General features: G+C 71.7%; 28 protein-coding genes. 16 read left to right on the forward strand and 12 right to left on the reverse strand.

Translation table 11 applies throughout. The features are described from left to right. Positions 1-253 precede the first annotated feature (253 nt). Entirely contained in the window at positions 254-529 is a 276-nt protein-coding gene (locus tag GPA10_RS11165) for a hypothetical protein (protein WP_157165358.1), read from the forward strand. After that, positions 517-1425 carry a hypothetical protein gene (locus tag GPA10_RS11170; RefSeq protein WP_157165359.1) on the forward strand — a complete coding sequence of 303 codons (909 nt, stop codon included), beginning with the start codon at positions 517-519 and terminating at the stop codon, positions 1423-1425. The genes GPA10_RS11165 and GPA10_RS11170 overlap by 13 nt, the downstream gene beginning before the upstream one ends. Before the next feature lie 112 nt (positions 1426-1537). Here the strand turns inward: GPA10_RS11170 and GPA10_RS11175 are convergent, their stop codons facing one another. The 3 genes from GPA10_RS11175 to GPA10_RS11185 all read right to left on the reverse strand — a co-directional run bounded on the left by GPA10_RS11175 (position 1538) and on the right by GPA10_RS11185 (position 5329). Continuing rightward, positions 1538-2146 (reverse strand): calcium-binding protein, encoded by a 609-nt coding sequence (locus GPA10_RS11175; RefSeq protein WP_058846928.1) that lies wholly within the window; start codon positions 2144-2146, stop codon positions 1538-1540. 373 nt (positions 2147-2519) lie between these two features. Beyond that, a complete protein-coding gene (locus GPA10_RS11180; protein ID WP_425505721.1) occupies positions 2520-3713 on the reverse strand; it encodes a PP2C family protein-serine/threonine phosphatase in 1194 nt (397 codons plus the stop codon). Positions 3714-3721: 8 nt separating this feature from the next. Next, a complete protein-coding gene (locus tag GPA10_RS11185; protein ID WP_157165361.1) occupies positions 3722-5329 on the reverse strand; it encodes a sensor histidine kinase in 1608 nt (535 codons plus the stop codon). Between the two features lie 107 nt (positions 5330-5436). Between GPA10_RS11185 and GPA10_RS11195 the strand changes: the two genes are divergently transcribed. Beyond that, the gene (locus GPA10_RS11195) at positions 5437-6351 is read left to right on the forward strand and encodes a response regulator (RefSeq protein WP_246259015.1); all 915 of its coding nucleotides are present in this window, start codon (positions 5437-5439) and stop codon (positions 6349-6351) included. Positions 6352-6434: 83 nt separating this feature from the next. Here GPA10_RS11195 and GPA10_RS11200 read toward each other — a convergent pair whose 3' ends face one another. Both GPA10_RS11200 and GPA10_RS11205 read right to left on the reverse strand, forming a co-directional pair. Further along, positions 6435-7049 carry a dihydrofolate reductase family protein gene (locus GPA10_RS11200; protein ID WP_343040708.1) on the reverse strand — a complete coding sequence of 205 codons (615 nt, stop codon included), beginning with the start codon at positions 7047-7049 and terminating at the stop codon, positions 6435-6437. Positions 7050-7096: 47 nt separating this feature from the next. Continuing rightward, positions 7097-8602, reverse strand: a complete 1506-nt coding sequence (locus GPA10_RS11205) for an FAD-dependent monooxygenase (protein WP_157165362.1) — start codon at positions 8600-8602, stop codon at positions 7097-7099. 235 nt (positions 8603-8837) lie between these two features. Here GPA10_RS11205 and GPA10_RS11210 point away from each other — a divergent pair, with 235 nt between their 5' ends. From GPA10_RS11210 to GPA10_RS11230, 5 genes are all read left to right on the forward strand, one after another. Further along, positions 8838-9734, forward strand: a complete 897-nt coding sequence (locus GPA10_RS11210; RefSeq protein WP_157165363.1) for a polysaccharide deacetylase family protein — start codon at positions 8838-8840, stop codon at positions 9732-9734. Between the two features lie 193 nt (positions 9735-9927). Then, the gene (locus tag GPA10_RS11215) at positions 9928-10332 is read left to right on the forward strand and encodes a hypothetical protein (protein WP_157165364.1); all 405 of its coding nucleotides are present in this window, start codon (positions 9928-9930) and stop codon (positions 10330-10332) included. Positions 10333-10340: 8 nt separating this feature from the next. Next, positions 10341-10832, forward strand: coding sequence for a hypothetical protein (locus GPA10_RS11220; RefSeq protein ID WP_157165365.1), 492 nt, complete (start codon positions 10341-10343; stop codon positions 10830-10832). 14 nt (positions 10833-10846) lie between these two features. Beyond that, positions 10847-11263 (forward strand): peptidoglycan-binding domain-containing protein, encoded by a 417-nt coding sequence (locus GPA10_RS11225; protein WP_157165366.1) that lies wholly within the window; start codon positions 10847-10849, stop codon positions 11261-11263. A 35-nt stretch (positions 11264-11298) separates the two neighbouring features. Next, positions 11299-12357 carry an RICIN domain-containing protein gene (locus GPA10_RS11230; RefSeq protein WP_157165367.1) on the forward strand — a complete coding sequence of 353 codons (1059 nt, stop codon included), beginning with the start codon at positions 11299-11301 and terminating at the stop codon, positions 12355-12357. A gap of 185 nt (positions 12358-12542) precedes the next feature. On the opposite strand, the gene GPA10_RS11235 is transcribed toward GPA10_RS11230, so the two are convergent. Both GPA10_RS11235 and GPA10_RS11240 read right to left on the reverse strand, forming a co-directional pair. After that, positions 12543-13250, reverse strand: a complete 708-nt coding sequence (locus tag GPA10_RS11235; RefSeq protein WP_157165368.1) for an iron-dependent transcriptional repressor DtxR — start codon at positions 13248-13250, stop codon at positions 12543-12545. Beyond that, positions 13247-13792, reverse strand: a complete 546-nt coding sequence (locus tag GPA10_RS11240; RefSeq protein ID WP_157165369.1) for a YbhB/YbcL family Raf kinase inhibitor-like protein — start codon at positions 13790-13792, stop codon at positions 13247-13249. The genes GPA10_RS11235 and GPA10_RS11240 overlap by 4 nt, the downstream gene beginning before the upstream one ends. A 224-nt stretch (positions 13793-14016) precedes the next feature. Here GPA10_RS11240 and GPA10_RS11245 point away from each other — a divergent pair, with 224 nt between their 5' ends. Beyond that, entirely contained in the window at positions 14017-14703 is a 687-nt protein-coding gene (locus GPA10_RS11245; RefSeq protein WP_157165370.1) for a GntR family transcriptional regulator, read from the forward strand. A gap of 45 nt (positions 14704-14748) precedes the next feature. Here the strand turns inward: GPA10_RS11245 and GPA10_RS11250 are convergent, their stop codons facing one another. Continuing rightward, the gene (locus GPA10_RS11250; RefSeq protein WP_157165371.1) at positions 14749-15462 is read right to left on the reverse strand and encodes a DUF2470 domain-containing protein; all 714 of its coding nucleotides are present in this window, start codon (positions 15460-15462) and stop codon (positions 14749-14751) included. Between the two features lie 387 nt (positions 15463-15849). Between GPA10_RS11250 and GPA10_RS11255 the strand changes: the two genes are divergently transcribed. The 3 genes from GPA10_RS11255 to GPA10_RS11265 all read left to right on the forward strand — a co-directional run bounded on the left by GPA10_RS11255 (position 15850) and on the right by GPA10_RS11265 (position 18903). Next, on the forward strand, positions 15850-16254 hold the full coding sequence (locus tag GPA10_RS11255; RefSeq protein WP_157165372.1) for a hypothetical protein: 405 nt from the start codon (positions 15850-15852) through the stop codon (positions 16252-16254). Positions 16255-16314: 60 nt separating this feature from the next. Next, positions 16315-17376 (forward strand): helix-turn-helix domain-containing protein, encoded by a 1062-nt coding sequence (locus GPA10_RS11260; RefSeq protein WP_343040668.1) that lies wholly within the window; start codon positions 16315-16317, stop codon positions 17374-17376. A 300-nt stretch (positions 17377-17676) separates the two neighbouring features. Next, a complete protein-coding gene (locus GPA10_RS11265) occupies positions 17677-18903 on the forward strand; it encodes a multidrug effflux MFS transporter (RefSeq protein ID WP_343040669.1) in 1227 nt (408 codons plus the stop codon). 63 nt (positions 18904-18966) lie between these two features. Here GPA10_RS11265 and GPA10_RS11270 read toward each other — a convergent pair whose 3' ends face one another. Next, the gene (locus GPA10_RS11270) at positions 18967-19794 is read right to left on the reverse strand and encodes a pentapeptide repeat-containing protein (RefSeq protein WP_157165374.1); all 828 of its coding nucleotides are present in this window, start codon (positions 19792-19794) and stop codon (positions 18967-18969) included. A 343-nt stretch (positions 19795-20137) separates the two neighbouring features. On the opposite strand from GPA10_RS11270, the gene aac(3) reads away from it, so the two are divergent. The 4 genes from aac(3) to GPA10_RS11290 all read left to right on the forward strand — a co-directional run bounded on the left by aac(3) (position 20138) and on the right by GPA10_RS11290 (position 23269). After that, positions 20138-20986, forward strand: a complete 849-nt coding sequence (gene aac(3), locus GPA10_RS11275) for an aminoglycoside 3-N-acetyltransferase (RefSeq protein WP_058846910.1) — start codon at positions 20138-20140, stop codon at positions 20984-20986. A 379-nt stretch (positions 20987-21365) separates the two neighbouring features. Continuing rightward, positions 21366-22472, forward strand: a complete 1107-nt coding sequence (locus GPA10_RS11280) for a serine hydrolase domain-containing protein (protein WP_343040670.1) — start codon at positions 21366-21368, stop codon at positions 22470-22472. Between the two features lie 273 nt (positions 22473-22745). Further along, a complete protein-coding gene (locus tag GPA10_RS11285) occupies positions 22746-22946 on the forward strand; it encodes a hypothetical protein (RefSeq protein WP_058846909.1) in 201 nt (66 codons plus the stop codon). 116 nt (positions 22947-23062) lie between these two features. Further along, positions 23063-23269 (forward strand): hypothetical protein, encoded by a 207-nt coding sequence (locus tag GPA10_RS11290; RefSeq protein ID WP_058846908.1) that lies wholly within the window; start codon positions 23063-23065, stop codon positions 23267-23269. Positions 23270-23323: 54 nt separating this feature from the next. Here the strand turns inward: GPA10_RS11290 and gap are convergent, their stop codons facing one another. The 3 genes from gap to GPA10_RS11305 all read right to left on the reverse strand — a co-directional run bounded on the left by gap (position 23324) and on the right by GPA10_RS11305 (position 25902). Continuing rightward, positions 23324-24322, reverse strand: coding sequence for a type I glyceraldehyde-3-phosphate dehydrogenase (gene gap / locus GPA10_RS11295; protein WP_157165377.1), 999 nt, complete (start codon positions 24320-24322; stop codon positions 23324-23326). A 163-nt stretch (positions 24323-24485) separates the two neighbouring features. After that, positions 24486-25442 carry a GlxA family transcriptional regulator gene (locus GPA10_RS11300; RefSeq protein WP_343040671.1) on the reverse strand — a complete coding sequence of 319 codons (957 nt, stop codon included), beginning with the start codon at positions 25440-25442 and terminating at the stop codon, positions 24486-24488. A gap of 79 nt (positions 25443-25521) precedes the next feature. Then, complete coding sequence (locus GPA10_RS11305) at positions 25522-25902, reverse strand: winged helix-turn-helix transcriptional regulator (protein WP_157165378.1); 381 nt, start codon at positions 25900-25902, stop codon at positions 25522-25524. Positions 25903-25946 lie beyond the last annotated feature (44 nt).

Below are 25946 nucleotides of genomic sequence, written 5' to 3' on the forward strand. Positions count from 1 at the left end.
AAGATGCGGCGTGAGGGGCCGGGGTTGTCCCCGGTGATCTTCATCACGTGGAAGTGCGGCGTTCGCACGCTGGACGCCCAGACGTCGGCAAAGCCTGCTCCCACCTGCGGATTGCAGATCCGCCCAAGGTTTACGGCAGGCCGCCGGTGCAGTGTCGTCCCCAGAAGCCGGGACACCTGGAAGCCGGGAAGGCCGCAAGCCCGGAAGCCCGTGGACCGGGGAGTCCGGAAGCTGAAGGAAACAGGGGGATCAAATGATCAAGAAGACTGTCGCCGCCGCGCTCTCGGCGGGTGTGCTCGCCACCGGCGGCGCACTGATCGCCGCCGCGCCCGCCCAGGCCTCGGCCTGCCCGTCCGGCCGCCTGTGCGCCTACGTCGTGGAACAGCCGTCCTCGGCGAACGCGTACAACTCCCGGACGTGGACCGGGGCTCCCGGTACCGTCAGCGGCCTGAACCCGGGCAGCGGCTGGAAGAGCATCGACGGCTCGGCCCTCTGGCGGAACGTCGCGTCGAACCAGTGGATCCGATAGGGCGCACCGGTGCCGCCGCCGTCGCGACGGTCTGTCTGGCCGTGACGCTGGTCGGCTGTGGCGCGGTCCGGGACGAACCGGACCGCGCCCCCCCCCCGGCCGTGGGCCGGCCCGGCGGGGGAGTGCGCAGCGTCTCGCCCGCCCAGCAGGCGGCACTCAGTCAGGCGCAGCACCGGTCCACCGCCGCCTGCATGGCGGCACAGGGGTTCCGCTACCGCGTCCCGCCTGCTCTGCCCGCGGCTGCCGGACCTGACAACCCCTACGGCCTGCTGGGCGAGGAGTCGGCCCGCGTCTCGGGCTACGGGCTCAGCGGGCACCGCGACCGCGGCGGCCCGCCGCAGGACCAGTCCGCGTCGGTGCCTCCCCCGCAGCGCGCCCAGTGGCAGCGGGCCCTGTTCGGGACCCGGGCCCACCGGGTCGTCGTACCGCTGCCCGGTGGCGGCGAGGTCTTCTTCAACACCGACGGATGCGTCCAGCGGGCCCGGACCGAGGTGTACGGGGAGCGCTGGGACCGGCTCCAGTACACCTTCCAGGGCCTGTCGCACCAGGTCGTCGCCGCCGTGGAGCGGGCCGGGCCCGTCCGCGCGGCCCACCGGGAGTGGGCGTCGTGCATGGAACGGTCGGGCCTGCCCGCCGCGACACCGAAGCGGAGCCGAGCCCTGGTCGTGAGCAAGCTGGAACAAGTCGCGGCGGGACGTCTGTCCCCGCGGGAGGCCGTGCGATTCGAGCTGCGGACCGCGACCGAGGACGCCCGGTGCCAGCGCCAGAGCGCCCTGGCACCGGCTGTCGCCGCGGCGGCGCGGGAGGAGGAGCGCCGGGTCCTGCGGACCCGGGCCGGGGAGTTCCGTCTCCTGCGCGACCTGCGGGCCGCGGCACTGGGCCGGGTCGAGGACTGACCCGGCCGGGGGTGGGGGAGCCGGGTGGTCGGGACACGGTGCGGTGATGTGTCCCGGCCACTCGGCCCCTTCGCGCTTCTTCGAGGTGGTGTTCTACGAGGTGGTGTGGTGGTCAGGGGCAGCTGCGGAGGACGTCTCCGGGGTCGGCGGAGCAGGTGTCGGTGTTGTTGCTGCCGTCGACGAAGTCGTTGGCCAGGCCGTCGACGGCGTTGAGTATGTCGTTGCCGTTGCTGCCGCGGAGTTCGTCGGCGCCGGAGCCGCCGTCGATGGAGTCGTCGCCGTTGCTGCCGCTCAGGACGTCGTTCCCGTCCCCGCCGACGAGGGTGTCGTTGTCGTTGCCGCCGTTGACGCTGTCGTTCCCGGCCTCGCCGTGGAGCGTGTCGTTGTCGATGCTTCCGTTGATCTTGTCGTTGCCGCCACCGCCGTGGATGGTGTCGTTGCCGGTGCTGGTCGAGACGGTGTCGTTGCCCTCGTCGGCATAGATGACGTCGTTGCCGAAGCTGGTGGAGACGTTGTCATCGCCCTCACCGGCGTACACGGTGTCGTTGCCCGGCCTGGAGCTGATGCGGTCGTTGCCGCCGAGGCCGCAGATGACATCGTCGCCGGTCGTGCCCACGAGGTCGTCGTCGCCCGGTGTGCCGGTGATCGTGCAGCCCTGCGCGGCGGTACGGGGCACGGTGTGCCCGGCCGGCGCCACGGACAGCGTGAGCCCGGCGCTCACCAGCAGTGCCCCCGCCCACAGGGGCGCCGACCTCCGCCCCCGGGAACCGGTCGTTGAACGAACGGAAAAGAACATGGCTTTCCCCCTGAACTGGAGTACGTCCTTCTGATCTGGAACACGTCCTTGTGCGGTGCGTCGAAGCGCACCGTCTCCCACAGCGGCCGGCCACAGCCACAGCCACAGCCACAGGCTCAGCCACAGCCACAGGCGCAACGCGTGCCGCTCGATGCGGCAACTGTGGTGTGTGTGTCAGCGGGCTCGTGCCCGCGCCATGCCCCCGAAGCCCCCAGCATCCCCCGCGCGACGCGAGGGGAGAAGAGCCGATCGGCCCAGATCGCGTGCCTCGTCGATGCCGGACCGAGCCCTGCCGCTGTCAGCCGCGGGGGATCCTGCCGCCCCAGTCGAGGCGGAGCACGGCGACGTCGTCCGTGTGCTGCCCGGCGTTCAGTGCGTGGGTCTCCCTGATCAGGAGGTCGACGTGGGCAGCCGGATCCGAGGTCGCGAGCTTCCCGATGAGGGCGAGGAGCCCTTCCACGCCGAGGCGTTCGCCGGTCGCCCCGTTGTGCCCCTCGGTGAGGCCGTCGGTGTAGAGGGTGAGGGCCCCGGCTGCCGGGAGCCGGACGGTGGTGGCGGGCCAGCTGCGCAGCCCGGGAGCTATGCCGAGGGCGATGCCGTGCGCGGCGGCCAGCTCCCGGGTGCCGTCGGCCGTGGTGAGGAGGGGCTCGTGGTGGCCGGCGAGGTGCAGGGTGGCGGTGCCCGCGTCCTGGTCGAGGGTGAGGAGGGTGCAGGTGGCGAAGAGCTGCTGACTGCCGCGCTCGGCGATCAGGATGCGCTCCATCAGGTGCAGCAGATCGTCGCCGCGGTGTCCGCCGAGGATGAGCGAACGCCAGGCGATGCGCAGGCACACGCCGAGCGCGGCGGCGTCCGGGCCGTGCCCGCTCACATCGCCGACGACGGCGTGCAGCAGCCCGTCGTCGCCCTCCACCACGTCGAGGAAGTCGCCGCCGAGCAACGCCAGTTCGGCGCTGGGCAGATAGCGGGACGTCACCCGCACCGTGGAGGTGTCGAGCATCGGCTGGGGCAGCAGACCGCGTTCGAGACGGGCGTTCTCCTCCGCCCGCAGACGGGCGGCCTGGGCCTCGGCGCTGGCGCGTTCGGTCTGGCTGCGGTAGACGGCGTAGCGCACCGTGCGACGCAGCAGGTCTGCCTCGACCTTGCCCTTGACGAGATAGTCCTGGGCCCCGGCGGCCATGGCGTCGGAACCGGCCTGGGCCTCGGAGAGACCGGTCAGGACGATCACCGCGGTGTGCGGGGCGAGGCCGCGGACGGCGGCGACCGCCTCGATGCCCGACACGTCCGGCAGGTGCAGGTCGAGCAGGACACAGTCGATCGTGCTGCCGGCCAGTTCGGTGCGGGCCTCGGCGAGCGTGGTGCGGGTGGTCAGCTCGAACCGCAGTCCCGTGTCGTACAGGAGCTCCTCGACGAGCAGGGCATCGCCCTGGTCGTCCTCTATCAACAGGATGCGGTACAGCGGCTCGGCGGCGGCGCCGCCCGGGGCGAGAGTCATGGACGCGGTCATCTCGCCTGCTCCGTGCCCGGGAGAGCGGCCTCCGGCACGGTGAAGGAGCCGGAGTTCTCCGGGGGCTCGGGTGTGAGGGTGAAGACGATGCGTGCGCCGCCGCGATGGGTCTGGTCCACGGCGATGGTGCCGCCGTGGAACTCGACGATCTTCTTGCACATCGCGAGGCCGATGCCGCTGCCGCTGTAGGCGTCCTTGGTGTGCAGCCGCTGGAAGATCACGAAGACCTTGTCGGCGTACTCGGGTTCGATGCCGATGCCGTTGTCGGTCACGGTGAACCGCCACAGGTCGCCCTCGCGCCCCGCCGTGACGTGGATCTTCGGCGGTTCCCCGGGGCGCCGGAACTTGACGGCGTTGCCGATGAGGTTCTGCCAGAGCATGCCCATCTGGGTGGGGTCGGCGACCAGGGACGGCAGCGGATCGTGGGTGATCGTCGCGCCGGACTCCTCGATGCCGACGCTCAGCGCGGACAGCGTCTGTTCGAGCACCTTGTCCAGGTCGACGCTCTGGTGGGCGTTGTGCAGCCGCCCCACGCGCGAGAAGTCGAGCAGGTCGTTGATGAGGGTCTGCATGCGGTTCGCCCCGTCGACCGCGAAGTCGATGTACTGGTCGGCCCGCTCGTCGAGCTGACCTCCGTAGCGCCGCTGGAGGAGCTGGGTGAAGCTGGAGACCTTGCGCAGCGGCTCCTGCAGGTCGTGCGACGCCACGTACGCGAACTGCTCCAGCTCGGCGTTGGAGCGCTGGAGGTCGGCGGCCTGCGCGTCCAGACGGACGCGCGCCTCCTCGGTGAAGGCCAGCTCCCGCACCAGGCGCCGGCGCATGGAGTCGATCTCACCGCTGAGGCGCCGCAGGTCGGCGGGCCCCGTCGGGGAGATCGGGTGGTCGAAGTCACCGCCGGCGATGGTGCGGGCGTCCGCTCCGAGCCGTTCGAGCGGCCTGTTGATACCGCGGCGCAGCCCTTCGAAGACGACGGCGGTCAGGAACAGGATGACGAGTCCGATGGCGCCGAACACCCAGTTGCGCAGGGTCATCGTGGACATCAGGTCGTCCCTGGCCCGCAGGCGGTCCGCGCGCAGCCGCTCCTGCTGCCTGCTCAGGTTCGCGCGCACCCGGTCGAAGGCCGCCTTGCCCTCCGCGGCCCGCTCCGCCGCCAGCGGCGAGGGCGCGCCGGGCTTCGCCGCGGCGACGGGCCGCGCGATCCTCCTCTGCCACCTCGCCGTGGACTCCTGTACGGCCTTCAGGTCGTCGAGGGCGTCGCGGTCGTCGTCGAGCAGCTCGGCGAGGCGTGCGCTGCTGGTCCGCTGCTCCGTGAGGCCCCTCTCGTACGGGGCGATGAACCCCGGTGTGCCGGTGAGGCCGTAGCCGCGGATGCCGGTCTCCTGGTTGAGGATGGCCGATTCCAGGCGGATCGCGGTGGACAGCGCGGGCGACCGCACGTCCACGAGGTCCTTGCTGAGCGTCCCGGTCCGGGCCAGGACCCACGCGCCCGTCAGACCGAGCACCGCCAGGACCGCCAACGACACGGCCACGCCGGTGCGGAGCCACCGCCGGGTCGTCCACAGGGAAAGCCCCCGCGTACGCGGTTGCCTCTGCTCGCCGGTCATCCTGGGGACTCCTCGCTGTGACAGCCGCCTCGATGTGCGGCCAGGACACTCTAGAGGGCGACAACGGTTGTTGTCGCGGAGATGATCGGGCACCTAGAGTGCCAGGTATGCCAGGCACGAACTTCGTACTGCGGGCCACTCCGCAGGAGACCGCGGCCATCGCGGACGCGGCGGTCGGCCACCTCGCGCAGCGCCTCGCCCGCAGACTTCTCGATGCCCCGGCGTCGGACGGTCCCGCGTCGGGCGGTCCCATGCCGGGCGGTCCCGCGTCGGGCGGTCCGACGACGGACGGGCTGCCCTGGGGCGGTCCGGCTCTGGATGCTGCGGCACCGGGCGCTGCGGCACCGGGCGCCGCGGCACCGTACGCCTCGGCACCGGGCGACGACCCGACGGAGGCACTGGCCATGCTCCACCTCCTCGACCACCTCCAGCAGGCCACCGAACGGCTGCAGCGGGAAGTGGCCGTGGCCGCGGCCCGCGCGGGGGCGGGCTATCCGCAGATCGGCGCCGCCTGCGGCGTGACCCGGCAGGGCGCCCGGCGCCGCTGGCCGGGACTCTTCAATCACTCCCACGAGAAACGCACGGAGCGTCCGATGATGACCACCCCCGCCCGCCCCTTCGACGTCCTGCTCGTCGAAGACGACATCGCCGACGCGATGCTCATCGAGGAGGCCCTCTCCGAGCGGGGGGCCCGCAACCTCGTCCAGGTCAAGGACGGAGTCGCCGCCCTGGAGCACCTGCGCACGCCGGGCACCGCCCGCCCCGACCTCATCGTCCTCGACCTGAACATGCCGCGGATGAACGGCCGCGACCTGCTGAAGGTCCTCAAGACCGACGAGGACCTGCAGAGCATCCCCGTGGTCGTCCTCACCACGTCCACCGCGCCGGAGGACGTGACCGGCGCCTACAGCAGTCACGCCAACGCCTATGTGACCAAGCCGGTCAACCTGGAGGAGTTCGAGCAGGCCGTCCAGAACATCGACGCCTTCTACCTGGACACGGCCACGCGCCCCCGCCCCTGACACCCGCACACCCGCACATCCGCTCACTTCACCGATGACTGCACGATTGACTGCACGGATCACTTCACGAATCACTTCACGAATCACTTCACGAAGCGATATTTGAGGTGGGTGGCGAGAGGAGTGTCGACCACCCTGACCGGCTCCAGGGCCCGCGGCCCGGTCCCGGGCCCCTCGAAGAGCCGCAGTCCGTCGCCCAGGAGCGCGGGCACCACGTGCAGCTGCAACTCGTCGATGAGCCCTTCCCCGAGATACTGCCGCACCGTGCTCGCGCCGCCGGCGATGTCGACGTTCCTGCTCCCGGCGGCGGCCTTCGCCTGCTCCAGGGCGCTGTAGATGCCGTCGGCGACGAACGTGAAAGTGGTGCCGCCCTCCTTGACCAGGGTCGGCCGCGGACGGTGGGTGAGGACGAAGACGGGGGCGCGGAACGGTGGATTCGCGCCCCAGAACTCCTCGCCCGTGTCGTACATCATCCGCCCCATCACCACCGCTCCGGTGGCGTCGAACCACTCGCGCAGCAGCTCCGAGTCGCGGTTCTCCACGCCGCCGTCCATGCCCTGGCGCTCCCGCCAGCTCGCCAGCTCGTGGATCCACGCGAAGAGCGGCTCGGCGCCGTCGCCGCCCGGGTTGTCCACGGAAACGCCGGTTCCCGCGATGTAGCCGTCGAGAGAGACGGCCATGTCCGCGGTCACTGTCACTTTCACTGTCACGATGGGGTGCTCCTCGGTCCGGGGAAGTACTGCCTTCACCCTCTCGTCGAACGGGCACCACGCTTCTCGACACCCCGGCGGAAGATCGCGTGCCGTGCCACCTTGGCGACCACGGCCGGGCGGAACAGCAGCGAGGGCGGAGCCGTCATGTTCAGGACGCGCACGAACCGGGCCCACACGTCCGGCTCGTGCACGGCGAGAGCGAAGACCCGCTGGTTGTACCAGTGCGCGAAGCGTGCCGCCGGTGGCTGTCCGCCGGGGGCCCACATCAGGTCCGAGCTGCTGGCTAGGGTCCACGGGACCTGGATGAGGCGGGCCGTCGCGCGGTGGTAGGCCCGGCTGAGGCCGTCGAGCCCGGACTCCGCCGCCCTGCGGCGCCGCAGCAGCCCGCCGAGCAGCTCCGCTTCGAGCGCGGCGACCGTGAGTCCTTGCCCGTACACGGGGTTGAACACACAGAGCGCGTCACCGATGGCGATCAGACGCTCGGGCCAGCGGCTGTTCTTGTGGTGCAGGCGCCATTCGTTGCCGGGGTTGGTGTAGCGGTGGATCTCCCCCTCGCGGGTGCCGGACACGATCTGTTCGGCGATGCGGGGATTGCCGAGGGTGCGGGCGAAGCCGAGGTAGCCCTCGTCGTCGGTCGGCGGCACGTGCTGGTCGAAGCCGAACAGCGAGCACATCCAGCGATGGTGCTCCACGGCGAGGACCACGCCGCCCCGCGGGACGCCGGGCGCGAACGTCATCTGGTACGCGATGTCGAAGTCCTGCCGGTCCTGCGGCGGGCGTACGTAGCACGCGGACGTGTAGGTGATCTTCGCTTTGACGACGGCCTTGCCGGACGCCGGCAGGCCCGCGTCGGACAGCCAGCGGTCGACGGACGTGGAGCGGCCCGAGGCGTCCACGACGAGATCGGCGGTGACGGTGGTGACCGCGTCGGTGTCGGCGTCCATACCTGTGCCTGTGTCTGTACCTGTGTCTGTGTCTGTGCCTGGTTCGGTGGCAGTGTCTGTGGCGGTGTCCGTGGTGGTGTCCGTGGTGGTCTTGGCGGTGCGGTAGTGGACCTGGTCAAGGCGGCCCGGGGCGCTCGCCGTGACCGTCTCGCAGCGTGTGGCCGCGAGCAGCCGCACCTGCGGGAGCGCCGACACGCGCTCCCGCAGCCGCCGTTCGAGCTCGTCGCGCGTGCAGGTCTGCACGGACACGCCGACGGGGTCCGCCGGTGCGTATCCCGTCGGCAGCAGGAAGCTGATCCGCTCGCCGTAGTCGAAGACGGGCGCGCCGAGGTCGCCGAGCCGGTCCCGCAGCCCGGGGAAGAGCCGCTCCAGGGCTTCACCGCCGCGGGCCAGCAACGCGTGCGCGTGATAGCCCTGCGGTACATGCGGATGCACCCCGCTGTCGGACCGCAGCGCGTCGCGCTCCAGGACGAGCACCTCGGTGAAGTGGTCGGCCAGGACGCGCGCCGTGACGAGACCCGCGTACCCGCCCCCGACGACGACCGCCCGGCCCCAGCGGCTGTTCCGCGGGACGCTGCGTGTGCTCTGGCCCATGTCCGGTCCCGTCACCTCTCGGCTCGCCGGTGATGCTCGCCCGCACTGAGGGCGACACGTCACCCTCCTGCGGCTGCACCTTCCTTGCGACTTCACCCTCACCGTCCACCACTGGAGAGCTCAAGTCCCGCAGGGGAGCGCGCGGAAGCACGCGACTTCGCGGCGCGGAGGAATCACCCGGGTGCCGGACCCGAGTGGCGGTGGGGGAGCGTGCCGCCGCCCCCAGACTTGGGCCATGCATCCAAGGCGAAGGGCCGTACTGACCGGACTGCTGACCGGACTGCTGACCGCGGGGATCGCGCCCTGCCTCCCGGGACGGGGCGCGGCGGCGGCGCCCCGGCGTGCCGCAGGCCCACGGCCCGTACCGGCCGCAGCGGCATCACCCGTACCGTCCGCGGCCGCAGGTCCCCGCGCGACCCCGGCCGCGAGCCCCGGCGCGACCGCGGCCGCAGGCCCTCGCGCGACCCCGGCCCCAGGCCCCCGGCCCCCTGCCGCCCTGCTCGGCAAGGCGATCCGCCGGCTGCCCACCGACCGCAGGGTGGTCGCGCTGACCTTCAACGCGGCCTGGAACGAGAGCGGCCTAGACGCCGTCCTGGCCGAGCTGCGGCGCCGCCGTATCGCGGCGACCTTCTTCCCGACCGGCGCCTTCGCGAAGGCGCACCCGGCGTCCGTACGGGCCATGGGCGCCGCGCACGGCCTGGGCAACCACTCCCACAGCCACCCGTACTTCGACTCCCTGAGCACCCGGGAACGCCGGCGGGAAGTGCGGCGCGCGGACACCGCGATCCGCACGGCATCGGGAACCGAGCCGCTGCCGTTCTTCCGGTTCCCGTACAGCGCGACCACCCCGGACGCGATCGCCGACGTCAACGCCCTCGGCTACGCCGCGATCGAGTTCACCGCCGACACCAACGGCTACCTCGGCCCCGCCCGGGGCATGACCGTCGACCGGGTCGTCGCCCGCGCCCGCGACGCGCTCGCACCGGGCGCGATCATCCAGATGCACGTGGGCAGCGCGAGCGGCGGCGTCGTCCTGGACGCCCGGGCACTGCCGCGCATCGTGGACGAGATCGGCAGGGCGGGGTACCGGGTCGTGGACCTGCGGGACTTCCTCACCCCCGCCACACCGTGAAGGTGTGTCAGGCTCCGTAAGGGGTGGGTGTGTCAGCTCCGCGGAGGGCGTGTCAGCTCCGTATCAGGGACGTCGGTGAGAGTACGCCGGTGGAGTACAGCCGGTGCTCCGGTGGACGGTTCCTGACGCGTTCGGAGGTGGGGGCGGCATGGCCGACAGGGATGCCGTACGAAGACCGAGACGAGCAAGGCGTGTGATCCCGGGAGTGCTCTGCGCGCTCGCGGGCGTGCTGATGCCGCCGGGGCAGGCAGCGGCGGCGGGCGACGCCGCCGAGTGCCGCCTGCGCCCCACCGAGCAGCACATCGACTGGACCGGGCGCAGGTACACCGGGGATCTGCTGTGCGAGGTGGAGCCGGGCCACATCAGGCTCCAGTCGCGGTCGACCAGTCCGGTGATCGGGACGATGCTCTACTCGCCCGCCTGGTTCGTCTGCTGGAAGCAGGGCAGCAGCTATCCCGGCACCGACCTGTGGTACCTCACCCAGGGCGACCAGGTGGTGGCCACCCCGGCCGCGAAGGCGTGGGGCTATATGCCGGCCACGTCGGTGAAGGCGCCCGAACATCCCTTCCCCGGACTTGCGAAGTGCCCGTGGACATGAAGACGACCATGAAGACGACCAAGGCGAACAGGGACGTGTCCGCCCGCGGGCACCGGGTCCGTTCCGTGCTGCGGCGGAGCGCCTCCGTCGCGACGGCGCTGGGGATCCTGGCCGTCGGCGCCGGTCTCGCCGCGCCCGCGCGGGCGGCCGGGAGAGCCCCCACGTGTGAGCTGCGCGAGAACATCCAACTGCGCGACGCCATCGGCAATGTCTTCACCAAGGCGCTGTACTGCGACAACCTGCCCTCGGACGTCTACGCGCGGGCCGACTTCGCCTCGCCCGTCACCGGCTGGCTGAAGATGTCGCCGTCGTGGTTCCCCTGCTTCACCACCGGTCCCGCGGACACCCAGGGCGACAAGACCTGGTACTACACGCAGGGCGATCAGGTGGGCACCATGCCCAAGATCAAGGGCTGGGGAGTCGTCCCCGCGGAGGTCGTGCGACTGCCCGCGGGCACCCAGCGCCCCTACCCCGACCTGCCCCGGTGTCCGTGGTTCTAGATCGGAGAGCTGACATGACACACGAGTCCCACGAACTCACGGTGGCGACCGATGGCCGCACGGCCCGGCGCGCACCGATGCGACAGAACCGCGGACGCATGGCCGTCGCGGCGCTGCTCGGTGCCGTGGTCCTCGCCGCCGCGCCGACGGCGGCGTCCGCGCACGCCACGGGCCGCTCCGCCGCGGCGACGACGGAGTGGCGGCTGTGCATGTACCTGGGCGGCCATCCGACGCTGAAGAAGGGCGACACCGGTGAGGCGGTCCGCCACCTCCAGTGCATCCTCAACGAGGTCTACCGCTATCAGACCGTCCCGGTGAACGGTTCCTTCGAGGTCATCACCGAAGCGTCCGTCAAACACCTCCAGCAGCAGTTCAGCCTGCCGGACACAGGTGTCGTGGACGCGGCGACCTGGACGGCCCTGCACCCCTAGCCATGCGCGTACCTCGTCACGGAAGGAGTTTCGGGATGCGCATACAGGCCAGTGCCCGGCGGCACCGGCGCAGCCCACGTCGGATCCCGGCGGGGGCGGCGGCCTTCGCCGCGGCCCTGCTCTGCACGCTGGTCGCCGCGGTGTTCAGTCTGCCCGCGCACGCCGCGGTGTTCAGTCTGCCCGCACACGCCGTGGTTGCGGCCCGCACTCCGGCCGCCGCCTCCGCCGCGCAAGTGGTGAACATCGTCTCCACGCACAGCAAGCTGTGCGTGGAGACCCCCACGTCGGCCCTCGGCCAGCCGGTGCGGCAGGGGCGCTGCTTCGGCAAGCCCGCTGCCCGCTGGTACTTGCAGGCCTCGGGGGCGGGCGCCGGTGCGGTGAACATCGTCAGTGCGGTGAGCGGCACCTGCGTCGGGGTGGAGAACGCCAGCCCCGAGGCCGGGGCGGCGCTCCGGCTCGCCGAGTGCGGCAGCGGCAACGCCGTGAGCTTCCGGATCGTGTCCATCGGCGACGGGGTCGGCTTCCAGACCATGACGTCGTCCTCGCCCAAGTGCCTGGAGGTGACCGAGTCCTCGACGGCCGACGGTGCGCCGCTGCGGCAGTGGGAGTGCAATCAGCAGCCCGGTTCGCTCTTCGCCCAGCAGCAGCCGCCCCGGCAGTGGGGCACCACGCTGGTCAACGCCAACAGCGGCAAGTGCCTGAGCATCCTCGGCCAGAGCGGCGCGGACGGCGCCAGGGCGATCCAGCGCACCTGCGCGGGCGCCACCGACCAGCGCTGGCAGGTCGTCGAACTGGGGGACGGCAAGGTCGCCGTGGTCAACGACAACAGCGGCAGATGCCTGGCCATCAGCAACGGAAGCCTGGACAACGGAGCCAATGCCAACCAGTTCTCCTGCGACGGCTACCGGTTCCACACCTGGGCGATGACACCGGAGGGCCCGCCGGAGAACAACACCTACACGCTCGCCAACCTCCGCAGCGGGAAGTACCTCGGCATCCGCGGCCAGAGCAAGGACGAGGGAGCCCAGGCGGAGCAGTGGGACCGTACGGCGAACACGGATCAGGTGTGGCGGATGATGCCGTCGCCGTCGTAGCGACTGCTGCCGTAGGCGTCGTGGCGACGGCGCTTCGCGGTCACGGACAGGGGCGACGCGGGCGGGCCCCCCGCCCCCGGGTGGTGGGGGGGGGGCCCCCCACAATTGGTTTTGTGGTGGGGGGCCCCGCCCGCTCCGTTCCATGCGCCGCCTCGAATCCGTTCAGCACGCGGCCACGAATCCGTTCAGCACGCGGCCACGAAGACGTGGGCGGCGGTCCGTGAGGGGAGTTCGGCGGCGGTGTCCCCGCTGTCGCCGACCAGCACACCGCCGTCCGGTGAGGCCGTCACCCGCACGGTCGCGCCGGGCCTGACCCCGGCGTGCCGCAGGGTGTGCATCAGCCGCGGGTCGGTCTGGATCCGCTCCCCGATGCGCCGTACGACCGCACGCGCGCCGTCGAGGCCGGGCTCCAGGTCGCTGAGGCTGACCGTGCTGTCCGTGAGGGCGGCGGCAGGGGACTTGGTGGTGGCCGGCCGTCCGAGTTCCTCCAGGCCCGGGATCGGGTTGCCGTAGGGCGATTCCGTCGGGTGCCGCAGCAGATCGTAGAGGCGGCGTTCGACGGCTTCGCTCATCACGTGTTCCCAGCGGCAGGCTTCGGCGTGGACCTGCTCCCACTCGAGGCCGATGACGTCGACGAGCAGGCACTCCGCCAGCCGGTGCTTGCGCATCACGCGGGTCGCGATGCGCCGCCCCTCCTCCGTCAGTTCGAGGTGCCGGTCACCGGCGACATGCAGCAGCGAGTCCCGCTCCATGCGGGCGACGGTCTGGCTGACCGTGGGGCCGCTCTGGTCCAGGCGCTCGGCGATGCGGGCGCGCAGCGGGACCACGCCTTCCTCCTCGAGTTCCAGGACGGTGCGGAGATACATCTGTGTCGTGTCGATGAGGTGGGTCATGCCGTGGGTCGGGCGGAGGTCTCGGCGGTGGCGGTCAGGACCGCGCGGCCGAGGATGTGGCCGGCCATCGTGAACCCCAGGATCGCCGGGGTGGCCTCGGCCGGGACGCCGATGGACTCGACGTCGAGGGCGTGCACCACGACGAAGTAGCGGTGCGGGCCGTGTCCTGCGGGCGGCGCCGCGCCGAGGTAACGGGCGGCGCGGGCGTCGTTGGGCAGTTGGAAGGCGCCCTCGGGCAGGCCCGCGCCGGTGTCGTCGCCCGCTCCTTCGGGCAGTTCGGTGACGGTGGCGGGGATGTCGGCGACCGCCCAGTGCCAGAACCCGGAGCCGGTGGGGGCGTCGGGGTCGTAGACGGTGACGGCGTAGCTCCTGGTGCCGTCCGGCGCGCCGCTCCAGGAGAGCTGCGGGGAGAGGTCCTTGCCGCCGGGGACACCGGCGGAGAGCTGCTCGGGCGGCCAGGGGGCGCCTTCGGTGACGGCGGTGCTGGTGACGGTGAAGGAGGCCGCCTCGGGGAGGCGGGCGAACGGGTCGTTGGCGCTCATCGCGTCGTTCCTTTCAGGCCGTGCTGGGTGAGGGCGGTGAGGGGGCGAGGGGTCGCGGGCTTCGGGTGCCGCGGGCTCGGGAGCCGCACGATCGGGGCGTGCGCTACCGGCGTCGCGCCGGCGTCAGTGCTGTCGTTCGTGCTGTCGTTCGTGCTGCCTCAGCGCCGATGAATCGACCATAACACGGATAATCGATTATTGAAGGGATCGTCTATGGTGACCTCATGACTCAGACAGCCGGCACCTCGGCCTCGACGGGAAAGCGGATGCTCTCCGAGCAGGTCCACACGCGCCTGCGGGACGCGATCATGCGCGGGGACTACGCCCCGGGTGACGCCCTCAAGCCCCAGGACCTCGCGAAGGAGCAGGGGGTGAGTCTCGCTGTCGTGCGCGAGGCGCTCGTGCGGGTGGTGGGGGAGGGGCTCGCCGACCGGCTGCCGAATCGCGGCTTCGCCGTCCCGACCTACTCCGACCGCCGCTGGCAGGAGATCGCGGAAGCCCGGCGCGCCGTCGAACCCGTCATGCTGCGCATGGCCGTCGAGCGCGGGGACGTCGACTGGGAGGCGCGTGTGCGGGCCGCCCACCACCGTCTGGCCCGTACCGAGCCGTACGTGCCGGACGAGGGCGAGTACTACAGCGACGCGTGGTCGGAGGCGCACCGGCTCTTCCACCGGGCCCTGTTGGAGGGGTGCGGCAACCCCGTGCTCCTGGAGACCTTCGACCGCATGTGGATCGCGAGCGAGCTGGCCCGCCGCTGGTCGTCGCTGCGCCTGCCCGACCGGGACGGCGCGCGGGAGCACCGCCGCCTGGAGGAGGCCGCGCTGGCGCGTGACGCCGACACCGCGGCGGAGGTCCTCGCCCAGCACCTCACCTTGACGGCCGCCGGCCTGACCGGCTGCGCCGACTGCTGACCCGGCTGCGCCTGCCTCGCGCCGCGTCTTCTCGGGCGAGTCTTCTCAGGCGAGCAGACGGTTGCGGTGGGAGGCGCGGCGGGCCGAGGCGAGGAGGCCGCGGATCTGCGGGCCGGCCTGGTCGATGTGGCTGACGGAGGTGGCGAACGGGAGCCGGATGTCGACGTGCGAGGCGGGGTACTCCAGGCGGAGGGTCATCCCGTAGCGGTCGAGCGCGAGGGGGACCGCGCGCACCAAGTCCCGCGTCGGCTGGGGCTGTACGAGGCGGACCAGGAGGGGGACGAGCTCGTGGTGGTCGTCCACGAGGTGCGTCAGCATGTCCGCCTCCTCGCGCGCGATCGGGTCGGGGGTGGCCGCCACCAGCTCTTCCAGCGTGACGAAGTGGCGGCCGTCGCCGTCCTCCAGGAGCGCCTGGCCGAACTCCATGCAGGCACTCTCCTGTGACGCGCTGTCGTAGGGCGAGGTGAGCAGTCCGGTGAGCGTGACCCGGGCACGCAGGCGGTCGCGCGCCGCGGTCGGGGCGATGTCGGTGAGTTCGAGGCGGACCGGGAGGCGGCCGTGCGGCGTGGCCGGGATGCTCTCCGGGGGAGCGTGCAGATGCATGTGCCCCATCGCGCCCGCGCCGTCGAGCCGGTGCACTTCGGTGTGGCACCCGTCGCTGACCACTGTCATCGACCGTGCGGCGAGCAGGACGGACCGCACGCGCTCGGCGGGGGTCGGCCGCGTGACGCGATTGCTGTGTGGACGGTGTGGACGCATCCAGATACTCCAGGGCGATGGAAGAGACTCAACCGGACTGTTAGGTAAGGCTAACCTAAAGTAGAGGTCAAGATGCGGCCATCCTCGGAGCTGCCGGACGCGGCCGTCGCCGATGGCGTCGACGGGACGTCCCCCGAACGTCGTGGACCGTCAGCCGCAGGCGGGGTGGGACGGCAGGGCGGGCAGGCGCTGGGCGCGTTCCTGCGGGGTGAGTTCGCGAGCCACGCCGGGGCAGGCCCCGCGGATGGACTCGCCCGGAGACGTGAGCCAGGGGCACGGCACCCGCCACGGCACCCGCCACGGCATCCGCCTGAGCGACCGCCACGACAAACGCCCCGGCACTCGCCCCGACACCCGCCCGAGCGACCGCCTCGCTACGCTGCCCGGATGGACGAACTGCCGCCCCAACTACGCAACATGGACCGCCACCCGCTCACCCCCCTGGCGGCGAAAGTGATCACCGACCTCGCCAAGGTCGGCATCCCCGCGCACGTCGTCGACAACTCCGACGACCGCTCCCATGTGCACTGCGGCGTGGTCCTCCACCTCTACTCCTGCCCGAGCGACCCCTCGGGCCAGGAACTGCTGCTGCGCTGGTACGTGCCGGATGAGGACGGCTACCGCGGGGAGGGAGCGCGGGAGCGGCTGGAGGTGATGGGCGCGGCCGCCACGCTGACGGCGGCGGTGGTCAGCGTGCTGACGGCATTCGGCCACCGGGTTCGCACCGCCTACGAGGAACCGAACCTCCCGTACCCGTTCATCTATGTGCAGTTCATGGATGAGACACCATGAACGAGACACCATGAACGAGACACGCGGAGAACCTGATCGCAGGGATGGGACGCTCGTCCCGTGACCCGGATCCATCGGCTGCCCGGAGCGGCGGGCGCGGTCGGCGCGGCCGTCTCCGCTGGCGCGGCCGACACCGCTGCCGCGGCCGCCCTGGACGCCGCGTACGCGGCCTACTACGCGTCGATCGCCCAGCCCGACGACACCGGCGACGGAACCGTCCGGCACCGGCTCCACCCGGAGGTGGGGGACGGCACGATCGAAGTGACGTCGCTGCGGAGCGGGTTCGACATTGTCCGCTACGACGTCGCGTTCACCGGCGGGCACGAGATCCGGTATGCCTTCCCCGGCGACCACTTCGAGTTGGAACACTGCGTCGACGGGCGCATGCACATCAGCGAGACCCGCTCCGGAGCGGGCGACCTGCGGGCCGGCTCGGTGGCGTTGAGCCCGCGCCGCGCCACCGAGGGGTCGGTCGCGCACGCCGACGGCGAGCGGTACCGGGCGGTGTCGATCACCGGAACCTGGTCCGGCCTCCGGTCCCACCTCGCCGGTCTCGGCGTGGACGCCGTCCCGGACAACCGTCCGGACCACGTCGCACACGATCAGTACCTGGGGCGGGCCGCCACCGCGCTGCGCCCGGCCGCGACGCCCCTGGCGGAGATCTTCCTGCACCGGCGCTCGTCCCCGGGACGCCTGCTGTTCCTCCAGTCGCGGTTGACCGCGGCGCTGGCCGCCGTGGTCGACGAACTCGCCGCCCAGCCCGAGCTCGTGGACGGCCGGGGGCCCGCCCTCGCCGACCACGAAGTGGCCGCGCTGCGCCGCGTACCCGACCTGCTGTGGCAGGAACGCCACACGCCCCCGACCCTGTCCGACATCGCCCGCAGGTCGTCGATGTCGGTCCGGCGCCTCACCACGGGGTTCCGCGCGCTGTACGGGATGTCGGTGGGGGAGTACCACCGGCGCCGCTGCCTGGACAGGGCCGCGGAGCTGCTCGTCGGGACCGACTGGCCGGTGGGCCGCGTCGGGCACGAGGTCGGCTATGCCTCGCCGAGCAACTTCGGCTACGCGTTCCGGCGCGACCGGGGGACGAGTCCGGCCCGCTTCAGGCGTACGCACTCCTGAGGCAGGGCACGGGGCACCGCCCGACGCAGCGGTCTCCACACTCCTGAGCCCGGCGCTCCACACCACGCCACCGCTCCGGTGCCGACGATGTCGAAAGCGGGCGGAGTACACGGAGTACATGGCGCACATGGCGCACACAGAGCGCATGGAGCACACAGATCGCACGGAGCACACAGAGTGCACGGAGCACACAGAGCGCACGGGAGAACGATGACCGTCAGCACAGAATCCACCTCACCCTCACCCTCATCGTCATCGTCATCCTCATCCTCATCCTCCCGAAACCGTGCAGGCCGACTCGTGGTCGTCCTCGGCGGCCTCTCGGCGGTCTCGCCGTTCGCCACCGACATGTACGCTCCCGGCTTCCCGGAGATCGCCGCCTCGTTCGGCACCACCGGCTCGGCCGTCCAACTCTCCCTGACGGCCTGCCTCGTCGGTCTCGCCGTCGGCCAGCTGGTCCTCGGCCCGCTCAGCGACGCGTGGGGACGGCGGCGGCTGCTCCTGGCCGGGTCAGCCCTGTTCAGCGTGTTGTCGCTGGTCTGCGCGCTCGCTCCGTCCGTCGTCGTGTTCGACGTCGCGCGGCTGCTGCAGGGCTTCGCGGGCGGCGCGGGGCTCGTCGTCGGGCGGGCCGTCGTCAGCGACCGGTTCACCGGTACCCAGGCGGCCCGCCGGCTCGCGACCCTCAGCGTGATCGCGATGACCGCGCCGGTCCTCGCGCCGGTCGCAGGCGGCCTCATCCTCGGTGTCGGGTCCTGGCGCCTGGTGTTCGTGACGCTGTCCGCGATGGGACTCGTGTTGTCGGCGGCCGTGTGGGCGTGGGTCCCCGAATCGCTGCCCGCCGAGCGGCGCGGGACCGGCGGCGTACGCGCGGTGTTCGCCGCGATGGGCGTCCTGCTGCGACGCCGCGAACTGATCGGCCAGCTCCTGGTCCTGGGCTGCGGCCTGGCCGCCGTGTTCGCCTACATCACCGGCTCGCCCTTCGTCTTCCAGGACGGCTACGGCTTGTCACCCACGGGCTACGGACTCGTGTTCGCGTCGAATGCCGTGGGGACCGTGGCGGCGGGGATGCTGTTCGGCCGCCTCGCCGGGCGTGTCCGGCTCATGTCCCTGCTCGCCGCCGGTGTGACGATCACCGTGGCGTCCATGACCACGCTGGCGCTGCTCCTCGCCGTCGGCATCAGCACCCTGCCCGCCACATGGGCCTGCCTGTTCGGCCTGACCTCGGGCTTCGGGCTCCTGCTCCCGGCGTCGACCACGCTCGTCCTCGCGATCGGCGCCGACGCTCCCGGCGCCGCGTCCGGCCTGCTCGGCGGTACGCAGTTCGTACTCGGTGCCGCGGCGGCCCCTCTGCCCGGTGCCCTCGGCGGCACGACCGCCATGTCGACGGCTGTCGTCGTCCTCGGGTTCGTCCTGCTCTCCGCGACCGCACTGGTCACGCTGGCGCACCCGGGGCGGGGCCCGGCGGGACGCGGGGGTGCCAGGAGCCGGTCCACGTCGGGAGAGGAGGCGACTCCTGGGCGCCGGTGACGATGCTGCCAGTGCCAGTGCCAGTGCCAGTGCCAGTGCCAGTGCCAGTGCCAGTGCCGGTGCCTATGCCGCCCAGTGCGCGGGGCGCTCCAGGGGGCTCGACACCTTCGTACGGGCGTCGCCGCGCGCGGCGACGAGCTGCGGCTGGGTGAGGAAGAGAGCCCCGGTCAGATCCGCCCCGGACAGATTCGTGTCGCGCATGTCCGCTCCGATCAGGTCGGCGTCGCGCAGATCGGCGTCGGAGAGGTCGGCGGCGACGAGGAGCGCGCCGCGCATGCTGGCACCCCGCAGCTTCGCGCCGCGGAGGCGTGCGCCCATGAGGTTGGCGCCGCGGTGGTTCTTCTTGCGCCCGGGTACGGCGGCGCGCGCCAGTTCACTGGCGCGCAGCAGCAGCGGGTTCACCTCGCCGCGCAGCGCGTCCACGTCCACCTCGCGCACCGTCTCCGGGGTTTCCCGTGTCAGCCCGTCGATCAGGTCGTACGCGCGCCGCAGATCCCGGTGGGCGGGCCGGGCCGCGGGCAGGTCCAGGGCCTGGGCGGTGTACTTCAGGAGTTCGTGCAGCTGGCGCATGACCGGAAAGACCTCGTACATCGCACGCGCGGAGTCCGGGTTCTCGCGCCAGCCGATGCCCTTGAAGGTGACCTGGGAGACCTTCTGTCCGGCACCGAAGCAGTCGAAGACCGTGCAGCCGGTGTACCCCTTGTCGCGCAGCCGCTCGTGGATCCCGCAGCCGAAGTCCTCCTGGAGGTTGCCGCACGGCGTACCGGCCGCCTTGTCGACGGGGAAGTCCGACGAGCGCGAGAAGGGCAGCGCGACACAGCACAGCCCGAAGCAGCTGCCGCAGTCGGCCTGCAGTTCGGTGCGGTCGGCGTACGAGGTGCGCTCGGACAAGACGGTGACTCCTGGAGGTGCGGTGCGGTGCGGGTGAAGTGCGGGCGACGTGCGGGCTCTCGCGCTGGTCGTGCGCGTCCATGTGCCGGTGCGCGCGAGTGGCTGTCGGCGCTTGTCCATTGTCCCTGGGGTGCGGGGGTGCCCGTGCCGTGGGTGTACGACCACCCGGACGTCGCGCCGGGTGATCGACCCACACGGTGAGTGACGGGCCGGTGTGCGCGATCGGACGTGTTCCTGCCTGCGAAAGGGTCGGGATGTGCTCCTGCCTGCGAAAGGGGCGGATATGCTCCCGCCTGCGAAAAGGGAGTGCCGCGAGCTCCGCCCTTCGGATACGTTCGCGCTCGTGGACGAGTCAGCACTCCTCAAGCTTTCCGAAGGCCCCGTGACACGGCACCGTCTCGCCGACGACCTGGCGGCGCTCGGTCTGACCGCAGGCGACGCGGTGATGTTCCATACGCGGATGTCCGCCATCGGCTACGTGTCCGGTGGCCCGCAGACCCTCATCGGCGCCCTGCGGGACGTCGTGGGGGAGCGGGGGACCCTGATGGTGACCTGCGGCTGGAACGACGCCCCGCCCTACGACTTCACCGACTGGCCGGAGGCCTGGCAGGACACGCTCCGCCGTAACCATCCTGCGTACGATCCCGTCCTGAGCGAGGCCGACCACAGTTACGGCCGTCTCCCCGAGGCGCTGCGCCGCTGGCCGGGAGCCGTCCGCAGCAGGCATCCCGACGCGAGTTTCGCGGCGCTCGGTGCCCAGGCGGACGAGCTGATGGCGGAGCACCCCTGGGACGATCCGCACGGCCCCGACAGCCCGCTGGCCAGGCTGGTCGCCCGGGGTGGCAGGGTCCTCCTGCTCGGGGCCCCGCTCGATTCCCTGACGCTGCTGCACCACGCCGAGGCGCTGGCCGACGCTCCCGGCAAGCGCTTCGTCGACTACGAGCAACCGATCACCGTGGACGGGGAGCGGGTCTGGCGCCGCTTCCACGACATCGACTCCCAGGACGGGGCGTTCGACTACTCCGCGGTGGTGCCGGAGGGGCAGTGGCCCTTCGAGGTGATCGGCCGCGACATGGTCGATTCCGGTATCGGAACGACGGGTTTGGTCGGCGCCGCGGAGAGCCATCTGTTCGAGGCCGGGGACGTGGTCCGCTTCGGGGTGGCGTGGATCGAGGGGAAGCTCCGCGGGTAGCCGCACGTCCGGGCAGCCGCACAGCCGCACAGCCGGGCAGCCGCACGGCCGCACAGCCGGGCAGCCGCACGGCCGCACAGCCGGGCAGCCGCACGGCCGCACAGCCGGGCAGCCGCACGGTCGGGCAGCCGGGCTGGCCGGGGTGGGCCTGAACTGGATTGGATCAGGGTGGGTTCGGGGACGACCCTGATCGATGTCCGGGCCGTCCCTGATTGAGGGGGGCTCCGGCGGCTGGTGAGCTGTACGCATGAGAAAACGCCAGTCGTCGCGCCGCGTGGCCGCTGTCCTCACTGTGATCGGCGCGCTGACCGCCAGTGCCGCCCCGGCTCTCGCGGATGCGAGCCGCCCGGCCCCTCGACCGCACGCGAGAACGCAGGCAGTGCTGAACGCCATCGTGGAGCAGGGCACTCCCGGTGTCATCGCCCAGGTGAAGGACGCCCGAGGAACCGCCGGAACCGCCGGAACCGCCGGTTCCGGGGAAAGATGGAACGGCCGGGCGGGCGTCCGTGACCTCACCACCGGTCAACCGCGCACCGCACACGAGAGGTTCCGCGTCGCAAGCGTGACCAAGCCGTTCACGGCGACAGTGCTTCTCCGACTCGAAGCCATGGGGGAGCTGTCGCTGAACGACAGCGTGGAGAAGTGGCTGCCCGGAGTGGTGCGCGGCGAGGACTACCGCCCCCGGAACATCACCGTGCGGCACTTGCTCAACCACACGAGCGGCATCTTCGACTACAACATGGACGAGGGCTTCCGCGCCCAGTACGCCGGAGGCGAGTTCGACAAGAACCGACTGCACCGATGGACCCCGGAAGACCTGGTGTCCATAGCTCTCGCCCACCCGGCGAACTTCCAGCCGGAGCAAGGCAGTCGACCCGGCAGACCCGGAAAGTGGGACTACTCCGACACCAACTACATCCTGGCCGGAATGATTATCGAGAAGGTCACCGGCAGGTCGTACAAGAAGGCGGTGGAACGCCTGGTCATCAAGCCCCTGAAACTCCGCGGAACGACGGTGCCCGAGCTGTCACCCAAGGTGCCGGGACCGCACGCGAGGCACTACTCAACCCTCTTCGACGAAAGCCCGGACGCAAAGGTGCGCGACGTCACCGAGTTCAGCCCCACAGTGGCCTTCGCGGCCGGAGAGCTGATATCGACCGTCGGCGACGTGAACACCTTCATGTCCGAGCTGCTGAGCGGCCGGCTGCTCCCCGAAGCCCAGCAGCGGGAGCTGCTCGATGCCGTCCATGTCGACGGGGACAAGGGCCACGGCGGGCCCGACGACGTCTACGGCCTCGGCATACGGCACTTCAAGCTCAAGGAGGGCTGTTGGGCCTGGGGCCACGGCGGAATGGTCCCCGGCTCGGCCACCCGGACCGTGGCCACGCCGGACGGCCGGCAGGTGCTGACGATGAACCGCAACGGCGACTGGGGGGAACAGGCACTGGAAGACGCGGCTGTGGAGGCGGAGTTCTGCAAGAGCTGACGACCGGGAGGGCGGACGGGACCTGTCGACGAGGCCCTGATGACCAGGAGTTGACAGCCAGGTCCTGACCACCGGGTACGGCGCAACGTCCGAGGCCGCCAGGTCCTGACCACCGGGTACGGCGCAACATCCGAGACCGGGCGAGCGCGTCTTCTGCCCGGGAAACGCCAGGGCAAACGTCGACGCACGGCAGAACCCGCCGCATGCGCGGACCTCGCACCCCGTGGTTGACATCGGCGTAGCCCCAGAGCTGAACGAGGCGTTGCGCTGGACATGGACAGCGATGACGTTCCGGCCCAGATCCACGCCCAGCTCCTCGGAGCGTACTGGCTCGATTCCCCCTACATCGAGCAGTCGCCGTGCTGCTGCACCCTCAATCGCCCCGCACGCCCCCAGGCACTGGTGCTCCGCTCCACCCTGCTCGGACTCGCCTGCCTGGCCCTCACGCTCAGCGTGGCGGCGCTCTGGGCGTAGTGCCGCCCGGCAGAGCCCGTCGGGGCGCGACGCCTCGCCCCGCTGGGGCACCGGGCCTGGCCCCGGCCGACCGGGCCTGGCCTCCGGCCCGCTGTCGGGCTCGCTAGCCTGAGTGCGTGGACATCACGCGAACAGAGTGCCCGCAGTGCGGCTCGGAGGTGACCGGCCTCAACGGCCGCTACGCGTGCGCGCTGTGCGGGTGGGTGAACCACTGGTCACAGGGCACCGCGGACCTGCCGGGCGCCGAGGAGGACCCGGACGGGCCGGAGCCCGAGATCGTCCCCCCGGCTCCGCCCGTGCAAGGACCGCCGCACCGCCGGTGAACGGCCTCGCCGCCACTGTCTCGTCTCCCCACCGGCGCGGCGCCCCCTGCCCGGTCAGCGGCCGGCGAGGAGCTCCAGGGTGTCGATCACGCGGTTCGAGAAGCCCCACTCGTTGTCGTACCACGCGACCACCTTGACGTGGCGGCCGTCGACGCGGGTGAGGGCCGAGTCGAAGATCGACGACGCGGGGTTGCCCGTGATGTCGGAGGACACGAGCGGGTCCTCCGAGTACTCGAGGACACCGGCGAGCGGCCCCTCGGCGGCGGCGCGGTAGGTCGCGAGGACGTCGTCGCGCGTGACGTCGCGGGTGACGGTGGTGTTGAGTTCGACGATCGAGCCCACCGGTACGGGTACGCGGATCGAGTCGCCGGACAGCTTGCCGTCGAGGTTCGGCAGCACGAGGCCGATCGCCTTGGCGGCGCCGGTCGTGGTGGGCACGATGTTGACACCGGCGGCGCGGGCGCGACGGGGGTCGCGGTGCGGGCCGTCCTGGAGGTTCTGCTCCTGCGTGTAGGCGTGCACCGTCGTCATGAACCCGTGCTCGATACCGGCGAGTTCGTCGAGGACCGAGGCCAGCGGCGCGAGCGCGTTGGTGGTGCAGGAGGCGTTCGAGACGATCGTGTGGGCGGCCGGGTCGTAGGCGCCGTTGTTGACGCCGAACGCGAGTGTGACGTCGGCACCGTCCGACGGCGCGCTGACCAGCACCTTCTTCGCGCCCGCGGCGAGGTGCGCGCGGGCGGCCCCCGCCGCGGTGAAGCGGCCGGTGGCCTCGAGGACGATGTCGACGCCGAGTTCGGCCCACGGCAGCTGGGCCGGTTCGCGCTCGGCGAGCACCGTGATCCGGCGGCCGTCGACGACGAGGGCGTCCCCGTCGGCGGTCACCGGGCGCCCGAGCCGGCCGGCCGTGCTGTCGTAGGCGAGGAGCCGGGCGAGAGTGGCGGGCTCCGTCAGATCGTTGACGGCGACGACCTCAAGAGCGGTGTCGCGCTCCAGCAGGGCGCGCAGCACGTTGCGTCCGATGCGGCCGAATCCGTTGATGGCGATGCGAGTCATGAGTGAGATCCCTTCCCTTCGCCACCATGCTCTGCCGCGTCCGGCACCGCTGACAGTGGCGGTATCGCCACGGTTCAAAAGGATCCCGCCACACGGTCCAGGAGGGTCCAGCCACACGGTCCAGGAGGGTCCCGCCCTACAGTTCGGGGGATCCCGCGCAGGGTCACTCGCCCCGGGTGAAGGTGCGCCGGTACTCGCTCGGTGTGGTGCCGAGGATGTGCTGGAAGTGCAGGCGCAGGTTCGCGCCGGTGCCGAGGCCGACGTCGGCGGCGATCTGTTCGACGCTGCGCTGCGAGCGCTCCAGGAGTTCGCGGGCGAGGTCGATGCGGGCGCGCATCACCCACTGCATCGGCGTGCAGCCGGTCTCCTCGACGAAGCGCCGCGAGAACGTGCGCGGGGAGACGCCTGCCTGCCGCGCCAGCGTGTCGAGGGTGAGGGGATCGCCGAGCCGGTGCAGCGCCCACTCGCGGGTGGCCGCGAACCGCTCGCCGAGCGGCTCGGGCACGCTGCGCGGCACGTACTGGGCCTGCCCGCCGCTGCGGTAGGGGGCGGCGACGAGACGCCGGGCCGCGTGGTTGGACGCGGCCACGCCGAGGTCGCCGCGCAGGATGTGCAGGCACAGGTCGATGCCGGAGGCGGCACCGGCCGAGGTGAGCACGCTGCCCTCGTCGACGAACAGCACGTTCTCGTCGACCTTGACGAGCGGATGCCTGGCCGCGAGTGCCCGCGTGTAGTGCCAGTGCGTCGTGGCGCGCCTGCCGTCGAGCAGTCCCGTGGCGGCGAGAGCGAAGGCTCCCGTCGAGATGGCGGCGAGCCGCGCGCCCCGCTCATGGGCGGCGACCAGCGCGTCGACGACGGCCCCCGGCGGGTCGTCGCGGTCCGGGAACCGGTAGCCGGGCACGAAGACGATGTCGGCCCACGCGAGAGCGTCGAGACCGTGGCCGACGTGGTACGCGAGCCCGTCGCCACCGGTCACGAGACCCGGCGCCGCCCCGCACACCCGCACTTCGTACGGCATGCTCGCCCGGGTCGTGAACACCTGCGCGGGAATCCCGACATCGAGGGGCTTCGCCCCTTCGAGCACGAGGACGGCTGCGCGGTGTCGGCGGGTGGATGGCACGGGGAAAGGTTACGGGCCGAGCGCGGCCGGGCCGGTATCGAGCGGCGGCCGAGCGGACACCCCGAACCCCGCCGGGTCCTCAGTCACCGGCGGTGGCCGACCCGGGTGCGGCGTCGAGCGCGTCGAGCACCGCGTCGCCGTTCTGCCGCGCCCACTCGGTCAGCATGTGGATCGGGTCGATCAGGGTCGCCCCGAGCGGGGTGAGTTCGTACTCGACGCGGGGCGGTACCTCGGCGTAGGCGTGGCGGCGGACGAGGCCGTGTGCCTCCAGTCGGCGGAGTGTCCGGGTGAGCATCTTGCGGGAGATGCCGCCGATCAGGCCGGCCAACTCGCCATGGCGTACCGGGCCCTGGCTGAGGCCGTAGAGCACGACGACCGTCCACTTGTCGGCGATCAACTCGACCGCCATGCGGGCCGGGCAGTCGGCGAGAAAGGGAGCATCGGGACCGAATCCGCTCATGGCGCCAAAGGTACCCGGGGGTTCCTGTCGGAGACCTAGCCTGG

It is taken from the genome of Streptomyces typhae, from assembly GCF_009755605.1.
In the GTDB taxonomy this organism is placed as follows: domain Bacteria; phylum Actinomycetota; class Actinomycetes; order Streptomycetales; family Streptomycetaceae; genus Streptomyces; species Streptomyces typhae.

Excerpts from the sequence above, each read along its gene's own strand:
- GPA10_RS11165 (WP_157165358.1), top strand. The coding sequence starts at position 254 with ATGATCAAGAAGACTGTCGCCGCCGCGCTCTCGGCGGGTGTGCTCGCC.
- GPA10_RS11180 (WP_425505721.1), bottom strand. The coding sequence starts at position 3,713 with ATGACTCTCGCCCCGGGCGGCGCCGCCGCCGAGCCGCTGTACCGCATC.
- GPA10_RS11185 (WP_157165361.1), bottom strand. The coding sequence starts at position 5,329 with ATGACCGGCGAGCAGAGGCAACCGCGTACGCGGGGGCTTTCCCTGTGG.
- GPA10_RS11195 (WP_246259015.1), top strand. The coding sequence starts at position 5,437 with ATGCCAGGCACGAACTTCGTACTGCGGGCCACTCCGCAGGAGACCGCG.
- GPA10_RS11205 (WP_157165362.1), bottom strand. The coding sequence starts at position 8,602 with ATGGGCCAGAGCACACGCAGCGTCCCGCGGAACAGCCGCTGGGGCCGG.
- GPA10_RS11210 (WP_157165363.1), top strand. The coding sequence starts at position 8,838 with ATGCATCCAAGGCGAAGGGCCGTACTGACCGGACTGCTGACCGGACTG.
- GPA10_RS11220 (WP_157165365.1), top strand. The coding sequence starts at position 10,341 with ATGAAGACGACCAAGGCGAACAGGGACGTGTCCGCCCGCGGGCACCGG.
- GPA10_RS11225 (WP_157165366.1), top strand. The coding sequence starts at position 10,847 with ATGACACACGAGTCCCACGAACTCACGGTGGCGACCGATGGCCGCACG.
- GPA10_RS11230 (WP_157165367.1), top strand. The coding sequence starts at position 11,299 with ATGCGCATACAGGCCAGTGCCCGGCGGCACCGGCGCAGCCCACGTCGG.
- GPA10_RS11235 (WP_157165368.1), bottom strand. The coding sequence starts at position 13,250 with ATGACCCACCTCATCGACACGACACAGATGTATCTCCGCACCGTCCTG.
- GPA10_RS11240 (WP_157165369.1), bottom strand. The coding sequence starts at position 13,792 with ATGAGCGCCAACGACCCGTTCGCCCGCCTCCCCGAGGCGGCCTCCTTC.
- GPA10_RS11245 (WP_157165370.1), top strand. The coding sequence starts at position 14,017 with ATGACTCAGACAGCCGGCACCTCGGCCTCGACGGGAAAGCGGATGCTC.
- GPA10_RS11250 (WP_157165371.1), bottom strand. The coding sequence starts at position 15,462 with ATGCGTCCACACCGTCCACACAGCAATCGCGTCACGCGGCCGACCCCC.
- GPA10_RS11255 (WP_157165372.1), top strand. The coding sequence starts at position 15,850 with ATGGACGAACTGCCGCCCCAACTACGCAACATGGACCGCCACCCGCTC.
- GPA10_RS11285 (WP_058846909.1), top strand. The coding sequence starts at position 22,746 with ATGGACAGCGATGACGTTCCGGCCCAGATCCACGCCCAGCTCCTCGGA.
- gap (WP_157165377.1), bottom strand. The coding sequence starts at position 24,322 with ATGACTCGCATCGCCATCAACGGATTCGGCCGCATCGGACGCAACGTG.
- GPA10_RS11305 (WP_157165378.1), bottom strand. The coding sequence starts at position 25,902 with ATGAGCGGATTCGGTCCCGATGCTCCCTTTCTCGCCGACTGCCCGGCC.